Origin of the sequence: Protofrankia sp. CiP1_Cm_nod2 (assembly GCF_920664355.1) — a bacterium.
In the GTDB taxonomy this organism is placed as follows: domain Bacteria; phylum Actinomycetota; class Actinomycetes; order Frankiales; family Frankiaceae; genus Protofrankia.
This window is the reverse complement of record NZ_CAKKTL010000156.1, coordinates 1-10,260: the sequence shown is the minus strand read 5'-3', so window position 1 is coordinate 10,260 and position 10,260 is coordinate 1. Positions and strand designations below refer to the sequence as shown.

Genomic DNA, 10,260 nt, shown 5'->3' with positions numbered 1-10,260 from the left:
GCCGGTTGTCTGAACGTTGTCGAACGAGGCGGTGTCCATGACGGGTTCGCCGTCGCCGGCCGGGCCGCGCGTTCCCGACGGTCGGCTGGCCGGGAGCGTCGGGGCGCCGGGCAACACGCTGTCCGGGTACGTCGGCGGGAACCGGTCGTGGGCCCGGGATGCCGGGGAGGCGGGTTCCCGTTAGTCCGCCGTCGCTTCGACAGCGGTTGACGTGCCTGTTCAGCTTCCCGCGGTGTCGGCGGTCTTCGTCAACCGGAACGCGGACAGGGCGGCGTTCCACGACCAGCTCGACCGCCCCACCGACATTGCCTGTCCGCGGGTGGTGGTCGTGACGGGGATGCCGGGGGTCGGCAAGTCCGCCGCGGCGGCCCGCTGGGCGCACGAGGTCCGGCCCCGCTTCGGCGACGGCCAGCTCTACGTCGACGTGGAGCGCCTGGCCTGCCGTGGCGCTGCCGCGGTCAGTGACGTCCTGCGCGGGTTCGTCGAGGCGCTGGGCGCGCACGGCGGCCGCATCCCGGCCGACCTGGCGGGTCTGACAGCCGCCTACCGGCAGCGCACCGCCGGTCTGCGGCTGCTGGTCGTGGTCGACGGCGTCGAGTTCCCGTCGCAGGTGACCCCGCTGCTGCCGGCCTCGGAGGACAGCCTGGTCGTGGTGACGAGCCATCATCGGCTCACCGCGCTGCTCGCCGACGGCGCCGATCTGCTGACGCTGCGTCCGCTCGCCCCGGCGGACGGCGTTGAGCTGATCTCCAGGATGGTGGGGCCGGCGCGGCTGTCCCGGGAGCCCGAGGCCGCCGCGGAGATGGTGCGCCTGTGCGGCGGGCTGCCGATCGCGCTGCGTGTCGTCGGTGCCCAGCTCAAGGCCGGCCCGCACCTGGCCATGGCGGACGTGGCGGCCCGGCTCCGGGACGAACGCGGCCGGCTGGACCGGCTGTCCCTGGAAGGTGATCCGGTGATCGAAGCCGCGTTGGAAGTCGCCTACGCCGCTCTCCCGGCCGACGCCCGCGCCCTGTACAGGGTGCTCGGCCTGCATCCGGGACGTGAGTTCGGCGGGCCCGTGGCCGTGGCCGCGACGGGCCTGCCCCCCGATGTCGTCGAGGACGCGCTGGCGGTTCTGCTCTCGGCGAACCTGGTCGAAGCGGTGGGCGACGGCCGGTATCGAATTCACGAACTGGTCCGGATCCACGCCTTCCGATGCGCCGAGAGCGAGCAGTCGCCACAGTGGCGTGACGATGTCGCCCGTCGCGTCGTCGACGCGTACCTGCGCGGCGCGGCCGTCGCCGACCGGGTGGCGATGGGTTCCCGGATGCGGCTGTCCGAGCAGGCCGGGTGGGCCGAACGGCTGCTGGGTGCGACCCGGGCCGGCCGTACCGATCAGGGCGGTCGTACCGGCCGGAGCGGTCAGGGCGATCATGACGCCGGCCGGGGGGACGACGACGTGCCGTTGGCCGGTTCGGCCGTCGACCCGGCCCGGCTGTCCTCCCCGGGCGCCGCGCTCGACTGGCTGGAGTCGGAGCGGTCGAATCTCTTGGACGCGGTGCGCACGGCCTCGGCGCGCGGCTGGGACACGGCGGTCTGGGAGCTGTGCGAGGCGCTGTGGGTGCTGTACTACAACCGTAAGCACTACCCCGAGTGGCTGGAATCCCACGAGCTCGCCGTTGCCGCCGCGGCTCGTCTCGGCCATCAGGCGGCCGAGGCGAGGATGCGCAGCCAGCTGGGCCGGGCGCTGGTCGAGCTGGAGCGTTTCGCCGAGGCCGAGGCCCAGTTCGAGGAGGCCATCCGGCTCGCCCGTGTGGCGGTGAACCGCCGGGTGGAGGCGTCCGTGCTGGAGTTCGTCGGCCGGGCCCGCTTCGAGCAGGCGGACTACCCCGCGGCCATCGCCGCGTTCGAGCGTTCCCGGAGCATGAACGCGGACCTCGGCAACGCCCGGGGCGTCGCGTTGCAGACCCACCATCTCGGACGGGCGCTCGCCGGTTCCGGCCGGTCCGCCGAGGCGGCCGCGGTGCTGGCGGAGGCCCTGGCCGGCTTTGAGGCGTTACCGGACGAGCACAACCAGGCGCGGGTGCTCATCAGCCTCGGGGAGGTGCACTGCGACCTGGCCCGTTACGCCGACGCGGAGCGGGCGCTGGCCGCGGCGATCGACATCATGCGCCGCCGCGGCGTCCCGTTCCAGGTGGCATTGGCCTCGGAGGTGCTCGCCGACGTGGCCGCGGCGACCGGGGACCACCTCGCGGCCCGGCGCCACCGGGAGGAAGCGCTCACCGCGTACACCGACGCGGGCAGCCCCCGCGCCCACCGGCTACGCGAGGCACTACTGGCGGACACCAATCCGGCGACGTGACACGCGTGGACCCGCCCGGTGCGTCCAACATGGCACACGCCGACGCCGCTCCTTTCTCCGCCCCTCCGCGCACTCCGCCCCTCCGTCCCTCGTCCCGAACCGCCCCCCGCCCGATCCCTTGTGATCAAATACTGTCGAATCATGAGAACGAGGGGATATGTGGTCGCTGTGGCAGCCACTTTCGTACTCGTTCTTGTGATCCAGTTCTTGTGATCCGACATGGGCGTGGCTGCCCGGCCGGGGGGTTGTGGCCGCGGGGTGGTGCGCTGGCCGCGGCTTACTCCCCGGTGCCTGTTCTGGACGCATGAACGATCATGCTTCGCGTCCCGGTCTGGACGTGTAGGCCGGTGGCGGGTAACGCCGGCCGGCGGCCCTCGACGAACCATCCGTAGATCGCGGAGGCGAGCAGGGCCGGGTCGTCGGTCGGCGTCGGCGCCCGTGCGGGTGCCCACGCCGTCGATGTCGGCGCCGATGTCGGCACCGATGGCGGTATGGGCGTGCTGGTGGGTGCGGTTTGCGTCGTGGTCATGGCGGCTTGCTGTGTTGACTGTATGACGTATGCCTGCATCCAGGCCCTGAGCGTCGTGCCGTCCCGGAGGCGGACGAGGCAGTACGGAGGGTCCGAGACGTCGGCGGCGAGCCGGCAGCCCGGGTAGTCGGCGAGGGTGTCGGCCAGCCACTCCTCGGCGGGATAGTCGATGCCGGGCACGCGCCGCACCATGACGTCGGCGCTCTCCAGCAGCCGTATGTCGGTTTCGGCGATGTCGACGACCAGGTGCGGGTCGGTCATGCGTGGGCGCCCACCGGTCAGGAGGTGGCCGTCCGTGCGCCCGTCCGCGACCGCGGGCAGTCGCCGGATTGTGATCGTCGCCGTCGCCGTCGCCGTCGCCGTCGCCGTCGCCGTTGTTCCCTGGTCCGAATCCTGGCCGGCCTTTGCCGTCCGGTTCGCCCCGGCATCCTGGTCCATCCCCGCCTCCGTGCTCGTCCCCACGTCCGCATCCCGGTCGAGGCCTGTCCCCGCGGCGGCCCTCATGCCGGTGCCGAGGCCGGTGTCCGCATCGGTGCCGCTGCCGGTGCCATCATCGGTGCCGGTGCCGGTGCCGGTGCCGGTGCCGGCGGCGATGATGGCTGTTTCGGCGAGCAGAGCGGTCGGGTGCCGCCATTCGTGTTCGGGCGTCGGCACGCGCGCCGGGGCCCGGGCCGGGCTCGGTGGGCCGGCGGGCGGTGGCAGGCCCATCAGCCGGTACATCAGGTCGGCCAGCACCCGCAGGGACTCCCCGGGCCGGGCGAACGTGGCCGCCGCGAGATCCGCGTACCGGCCCGGTCGGTGTGTCGCGACGGCCCGGTCCACCTGCGCGCGCAGCCCCGCCGTGGCCGTCAGCCGGGGCGCGGTGCGCAGCAGGGCGGCGGTGGAGCCGTCCGGGTCGACTTCGGCGGGGTCGCCCGCCGCGAGGAGAACCGGCCGGTCCAGCGCCGCCGCGTACACGGTGACGGATCCGTGGTCGCCGATCACCGCGTCCGCGGCGACCAGGGCGGCGCGCCACCCCTCCCGGGCGGGTATGAGCAGCAGGCCGGCCCGGCGGGCCTCGTCCAGCCAGGCCCGGAGCTGCCATGGGCCGTGCCCGTGCCAGCCGTTGGGATGCACGACCGCCGCGACCCGGTACTCGTCCACCGGTAACTCGGCGAGCAGGCGGGCCGGCAGGTGCGGCCAGCGGCCCAGCAGCGACCCGGGGCCCCAGGTCGAGGTGAGTGTCACCAGTGTGTGAGCGGGGCTGACTCCCAGCGCCCCGCGGTACTCCCGGCGGAAACGCAGGCTCGCGCGCAGGCGGTCGTAACAGGGATCACCGGCCACCACCGCGACGGGCACGGCCTGCGGGCAGTCGCGGCGCAGCCGGGCGCGTTGCTCCTCGTGCGAGAGCACGATCGCGGACGGGACGACCTTCCCGTCGCGTAACAGTTGTTCCCGGGCCAGCCCGAACACCGGTTTCCGGTTTCCGGTTTCCGGTTTCCGGTTTCCGGTTTCCGGTTTCCGGTTTCCGGTTTCCGGTTTCCGGTTTCCGGTTTCCGGTTTCCGGTTTCAAATATTTATTATATCCGGCGCCGTGGGGCATGACAATCAACGGAGCCGACAGTTTGTGCAGGTCGCCGCCGTGACTTGCCGCGAGGGCCAGGTCGAAACGGGTCGCCACCGCCTGCTCTCACGGTACTGTCCGCGCGCCGATACCGGCCAGCAGGTCGACGACGCCATCGTTGAAGGGTGAGGTGCCGGTCGTCGTGAACACCACCTGGACCCTGGTGTCGGCCGTGAGCGCGGGAAGGACGTCGAGCAGGCGGTTCGTCGAGGTGACGGTGTGGGCCACCACGAGCACCGTGCGGGACGCCGTGACCGTCGACCACGAAGCTGCCTCGGGCCCGATCGGTACCCGCAGCCATGGTCGGTCGATCGCCACCACCCCCCGAGTCCACGACCTCCGCCACGCTACCCACCGGCAGCGCCCGCCGCGGCCCGACCGTCCACCTCGCTGACCGTCCACCTCGCCGACGGGATCCTCGTCGGCAGGGCCGGCCCTCCTCGGCAGACGGTCTCGCCGCTGTCGCTGTCGCCGTCGCGGGGCCGGACCGGGTGCGGGCCCGGCGGATTCCGGGGCAGAGGACTGAAGGAGCTGGTGGGCTGGACGATGCGGTGAGTGACTGGGCGCGACCGGCCTGGTCGGGCTGATTTTCTACCTTGTCGGTCGATATTGACGGGTGATCTGTGGGCGGGTAGCTTCTGGCACCGGACGTCGGTGTCGGGCTCCGTTTCACCGGCCGGTAGCCACGTCCGCGGTCGGGCGCTCCAGAGATGAGCCTGGCGCGACAGAGCGGTCGTGTGGGCGCGTGCGTGGTCGTAGGAGGAAACCAGCGTGCAGCGGTCGCATGGCCATGCCTGCGCTGTTTCGCCGTGCTGTGTCGCCCCGGCGACGTTCTCGCGTCGGCATATCGATCTACAGCGGGTGACGAGCTGTCTGTGTCCGTAGCCGCCAGCGTCTGAGCTGATACCGGCTCCGCTCGCCGTCAGCCGTGAGTGGATCTGTCTGGCGTTTCCATGGCATCGCCGTGTCACCGGTCGTGGCTCACGGTGCGTCCTCATCGCCATGTTTCGGCTCGTCTTTCTGCCTGTGGTGGTCCTGACGCCACACCATGCGGGTCGGCATTACGTGTCCATCGCATAACGCGTTGTTCTTTTCATTGCCTGTTCTGTGCTTTTGTCACGGTCCGTCCGGGATTTCAGGTGCGCGGGTATACGGCCCCGCCGGCTGCTTCCCTCGGCTGCCTCGCAGGAAAGGACTGTTGTGAACAGATCAGCCCGGTCCGGGCCCGCTCCTCGGTGGGCGGTGGCTGTTGCCGCGCTCGCCGCGGCCGCGACGCTGGTGAGCGCCTGTGGCTCCGATGACGACGAGCCCACCAGCGGTGCGCGTGCCGGCACACCCCGCCCGGGGGGCACGCTGACCTTTGCGGTGGGCTCGGACGCGGGATGTGTGGACCCGCAGCAGGTGGGCAGCAACGACACGATCTACTCGCTGCGGCAGATCGTCGACTCGTTGACCGACCAGAACCCCCGGACGGGCGAGATCGTGCCGTGGCTGGCGGAGCGCTGGGAGATCAGCCCGGACGCGAGGACGTTCACCTTCCACCTGCGGCCCGGTGCGACGTTCAGCGACGGGACGCCGGTGAACGCGCGGTCGGTCAAGGACAACTTCGACGCGATACCGAAGCTGGGCGCGCTGGCTGTCCTGGGGACGGGCTACCTCAGCGGTTACGAGGGCACCACGGTGGTCGACGACCTCACCGCCGCGGTCGCGTTCAGGCAGCCGAACGCCCAGTTCCTGCAGGCCACGTCGACGTTCTCGCTGGGGCTGGTGTCGGGGGCGAGCATCGCCAGAACCCCGCAGCAGCGGTGCGGTGAGGGCGTGACCGGGTCGGGCCCGTTCGTGCTGTCGAAGTACGCGCCGGCCCAGTCGATCACGCTGGCGAAGCGCACCGGCTACAACTGGGGCTCGTCCCTGTGGACGAAGAAGGGCGAGGCGTACCTGGACACGCTCGCGTTCAAGGTGGTCCCGGAGGCGGGCGTGCGCAGCGCCAGCCTGACCTCCGGACAGGTCGACGCGATCGGCAGCGTGGGCCGCGCCGACGAGACGGCGCTCAAGGGCGGCGGGGCCAGCCTGCAGGCACGGGCCAACCCGGGGGTGGTGTTCAACCTGAGCCTGAACAACTCCCGGCCGATCCTGCAGGACCAGAAGGTGCGGCAGGCCATCCTGTTCGCCATCGACCGCAAGCAGGTCGCCGACACGGTGTTCCCGACCGGCACCCACCCGGCGACGAGCATCCTGGCGCACACGGCCCCCGGCTACCAGGATCTCGGCTCGGACCTGGCCTTCGACGCCGCCCGGGCCAGGTCGCTGCTGGACGCGGCCGGCTGGGTGCCCGGCGCCGACGGGATCCGGCAGAAGGACGGCGTCCCGCTGCGCCTGGCGGTGAGCTGGTTCGCCAACGCGGCCACCAACAAGCCGACCCTGGAACTGGTCCAGCAGCAGCTGAAGACGGTCGGTGTCGATCTCGTGCTGAAGGAGCTACAGATCGCGCAGGCGGCCCAAATCCAGCGCTCGGGCGACTTCGACGTGCTGTGGGGCAACCTGACCCGCGCCGACCCCGACATCCTGCGCACCCTGTACTCCACGCAGCTGGCGAACGCGTACCGGCTGCCGCCGACCCAGCTCGACAGCGTCCTCACCGACCAGGCGGCCGAACCGGATCCGGTCAGGCGGCAGAACCTGGTGGCCCAGGCCCAGCAGCTGATCGTGCGGAACGCCTACGTCGTCCCGGTCGTGGAGCTGCAGACCGAGCTGGGTGTGTCGAAGAACGTCCACAACCTGGACTTCGAGGCGTCCAGCCGGATCCAGCTGCACGACACCTGGAAGAGCTGACACGGCACCAGCCGGCCCGCGGGGCCGGACGGCGCCTGAACGACCGGGACAGGCCAGGCGGGTGCCGCGCCCTCGTGCGAGAGAGTTGCGTGCGAGGGCCCGGACATGCGAGGGCCGGGAGGCATGAGGGCCGGGACGCCCGCGTCGGGCGGGAGGAGGGCAGCGGATGCGACGTTACGTGATCCGGCGTCTCGCGCAGGCGGCCGGCGTGCTGTGGGCGGCCTACACGCTGTCGTTCCTGGTGCTGGACTACCTGCCCGGCGACCCGGTCTCGGCGATGGCCGGCGCCGGGATGGACTCCTCGGCCATCGACCCGGCGCGGCTTGAGGAGCTGAAGGGGCAGTACGGGTTCGACAAGCCGGTGCTGGTGCAGTACGTCGACTACCTGGGCAGTGCGCTGCGCGGCGACTTCGGCGACTCGGTGTCCACCGGCCGGCCGGTGACCTCCGTGATCGCCGACGCGCTGCCGCAGACGCTGCAGCTCACCGGCGCGGCACTGCTGCTCGCGACGCTCCTCGGCGGCGGGCTGGCGCTGGTCGCGACCTACACCTCGCAGCGCTGGCTGCGCCAGGCCCTGCTGTCGCTGCCGTCGCTGGGGGTGTCGATACCGACGTTCTGGGTCGGCCTGATGATCGTCCAGCTGTTCTCCTTCCGGCTGCGGCTGTTCCCGGCCTTCGGCAACGACGGGCTGCGCGGCCTGGTCCTGCCGGCGGTCACCCTGGCGGTCCCCACCGGCGCGATGGTCGCGCAGGTGCTGGCCAAGAGCCTGCTCACCGCGCTGGACGAGCCGTACGTGCAGACGGCCCGGGCCAAGGGCGCCGGACGGGCCCGCGTCCATCTTGGCCATGCGCTGCGCAACGCGTCCCTGCCGGCGCTGACGGTCATCGGCCTGCTGGTCGGGCAGCTGATGGCCAACGCCGTCGTGATCGAGACGGTCTTCGCCCGCAACGGCCTCGGCCGGATCACCGCGGCCGCGGTCTCCGTGCAGGACCTCCCGGTCGTGCAGGGGGTCGTCGTCTTCGGCGCACTGGTCTTCGTGCTGGTCAACCTGGTCGTCGACCTGATCTACCCGTTGTTGGACCCACGGGTCGTGGTAGCCGCCACCGTGCGAAGGAGCCCCGCGTGAGCGTGCGAAGGAGCCCCTCGTGAGCCGGTCACTGGCCGCCGGGCCGGCCGTCCAGGCCGGGCCCGAGCCGCCGCCCGAGGCGATATCGCCGGCGCCGGGCCCGCGGCTGGGCGTGGACGTGCGGCGGCTGTCGCGGTTCTTCCTGCGCCGTCCCGGGCTGGTGCTGTCACTGATCGTGGTGACGCTGGTGGTGCTGGCCGCGTTCTGGCCGACGCTGTTCACCGGGCGTGACCCGCTGCTGGGGGTGCCGGCCGACAACTTCCAGCCGCCCGGCGCCCGCCACTGGTTCGGCACCGACGAACTGGGCCGCGACACCTACTCCCGGGTCGTGCACGGGGCGGCGCTGTCCCTGAAGGCGACGCTGGTCGCGGTCGCGGTCGCGTTCGTCGTCGGTGGGGCCCTCGGGCTGGTCGCCGGATTCGTCGGCCGCTGGGTCGAGGACGTGCTGATGCGCTTCGTCGATGTGCTGCTGTCCATCCCGGCCCTGTTCCTGTCGCTGGCGCTGGTGACCGCGCTGGGGTACGGCACGGTGAAGGTCGCCGTCGCGGTGGGGATCGCCAGCGTGGCCAGCTTCGCCCGGGTCATGCGCGCCGAGGTGCTCAGGGTGCGCCAGGCCGTCTTCGTCGAGGCCGCGCGCTCGTCGGGGACGCGCTGGTACGGCGTGCTCGGACGGCACGTGCTGCCCAACGCGATGGGGCCGGTCGTCGTGCTGGCAACGCTCGACTTCGGGACCGCGGTGCTGGCGGTGTCCTCGCTGAGCTTCCTCGGCTACGGCGCCGCGCCGCCCGCGCCGGAGTGGGGCACGCTCGTCTCCGACGGCCGTAACTATCTGGCCAACGCGTGGTGGCTCTCGACGCTGCCCGGCCTGACCGTGGCGGCGACGGTACTGGCGACCAACCGCATCGCCCGGGCACTGGACGGAGAATGGGCCACCCAACGATGACCGATCACGGCACCGACAGCCAGGACCGCCCCGGCAGCCGCGACGCTGCCTCCCCTGACGGCGCCTCCACCGCCGGCGCCGACGGCATCCTCACCGATGGTCACGACGGCGATCACGACGGCGATCACGCGGGCGCGGGCCTGCTCGCGATCCGCGGGCTGTCCGTGTCGTACCGCACCCGGACCGGGCCGCTGCCCGCCGTCCAAGGTGTCGACCTCGACGTCGAGCCGGGTGAGATCGTCGCGCTGGTCGGCGAGTCCGGCTCGGGCAAGAGCACGCTGGCGCACGCGATCGTCGGGCTGCTGCCGGCCGGGGGACACATCGACGCCGGCAGTGTCCGGTTCGGTGGCCGTGACCTCGCCACCCTGTCGGAGCGGGAGCTGCGTGCCATCCGCGGGGCCCGGATCGGGCTCGTCCCGCAGGACCCCACCGTCTCCCTCAACCCGGTGAAACGGATCGGCGTCCAGGTGGCCGAGGTGCTGCGCATCCACCGGCTGGCCACCCGCCGCTCGGCTCCGCTGGAGGCGGTCGCGCTGCTGGAGCGGGCCGGCCTCGCCGAACCGGAGATCCGTGCCCGGCAGTATCCGCACGAGCTGTCCGGCGGCATGCGGCAGCGGGCGCTGATCGCCATCGCGATCGCGGCGCAGCCCAAGATGATCATTGCTGACGAGCCGACCAGCGCCCTGGACGTCACCGTGCAGCGACTGATTCTCGACCACATCCAGCACCTGGCCGACGAGCTCGGCACCGCCGTCCTGCTCGTCACCCACGACCTCGGTGTCGCCGCGGACCGCGCGCGACGCATCGCGGTGATGTCGCAGGGCCGGATCGTGGAGAGCGGGCCCACGGCCCAGATTCTCGACAGCCCCCGCGACCCCTACACCCA

Annotated in this window: 8 protein-coding genes; 6 read left to right on the top strand and 2 right to left on the bottom strand. The window is 72.0% G+C overall.

Translation table 11 applies throughout. The annotated features are described in order from the left end of the window. The first annotated feature begins 211 nt into the window (after positions 1–211). Complete coding sequence (locus NBW84_RS16640; RefSeq protein ID WP_250285658.1) at positions 212–2,341, top strand: tetratricopeptide repeat protein; 2,130 nt, start codon at positions 212–214, stop codon at positions 2,339–2,341. Between the two features lie 277 nt (positions 2,342–2,618). Here the strand turns inward: NBW84_RS16640 and NBW84_RS16635 are convergent, their stop codons facing one another. After that, on the bottom strand, positions 2,619–4,322 hold the full coding sequence (locus NBW84_RS16635; protein WP_250285657.1) for a hypothetical protein: 1,704 nt from the start codon (positions 4,320–4,322) through the stop codon (positions 2,619–2,621). A gap of 217 nt (positions 4,323–4,539) precedes the next feature. After that, positions 4,540–4,794 carry a hypothetical protein gene (locus NBW84_RS16630; protein WP_250285656.1) on the bottom strand — a complete coding sequence of 85 codons (255 nt, stop codon included), beginning with the start codon at positions 4,792–4,794 and terminating at the stop codon, positions 4,540–4,542. Between the two features lie 450 nt (positions 4,795–5,244). Between NBW84_RS16630 and NBW84_RS24430 the strand changes: the two genes are divergently transcribed. From NBW84_RS24430 to NBW84_RS16610, 5 genes are all read left to right on the top strand, one after another. Further along, on the top strand, positions 5,245–5,358 hold the full coding sequence (locus NBW84_RS24430; RefSeq protein WP_445548567.1) for a putative leader peptide: 114 nt from the start codon (positions 5,245–5,247) through the stop codon (positions 5,356–5,358). Positions 5,359–5,673: 315 nt separating this feature from the next. Beyond that, on the top strand, positions 5,674–7,305 hold the full coding sequence (locus tag NBW84_RS16625; protein ID WP_250285655.1) for an ABC transporter substrate-binding protein: 1,632 nt from the start codon (positions 5,674–5,676) through the stop codon (positions 7,303–7,305). Between the two features lie 166 nt (positions 7,306–7,471). Continuing rightward, on the top strand, positions 7,472–8,431 hold the full coding sequence (locus tag NBW84_RS16620) for an ABC transporter permease (protein WP_250285654.1): 960 nt from the start codon (positions 7,472–7,474) through the stop codon (positions 8,429–8,431). A gap of 19 nt (positions 8,432–8,450) precedes the next feature. Next, a complete protein-coding gene (locus NBW84_RS16615; RefSeq protein ID WP_250285653.1) occupies positions 8,451–9,374 on the top strand; it encodes an ABC transporter permease in 924 nt (307 codons plus the stop codon). Then, a partial coding sequence (locus tag NBW84_RS16610; RefSeq protein ID WP_250285652.1) for an ABC transporter ATP-binding protein occupies positions 9,371–10,260 on the top strand: 890 nt, incomplete at its 3' end. The genes NBW84_RS16615 and NBW84_RS16610, both read left to right, overlap by 4 nt.

What these genes read in the sequence shown, in the direction of transcription:
- NBW84_RS16620 (WP_250285654.1), top strand. Translation starts at nt 7,472, where the DNA reads ATGCGACGTTACGTGATCCGGCGTCTCGCGCAGGCGGCCGGCGTGCTG.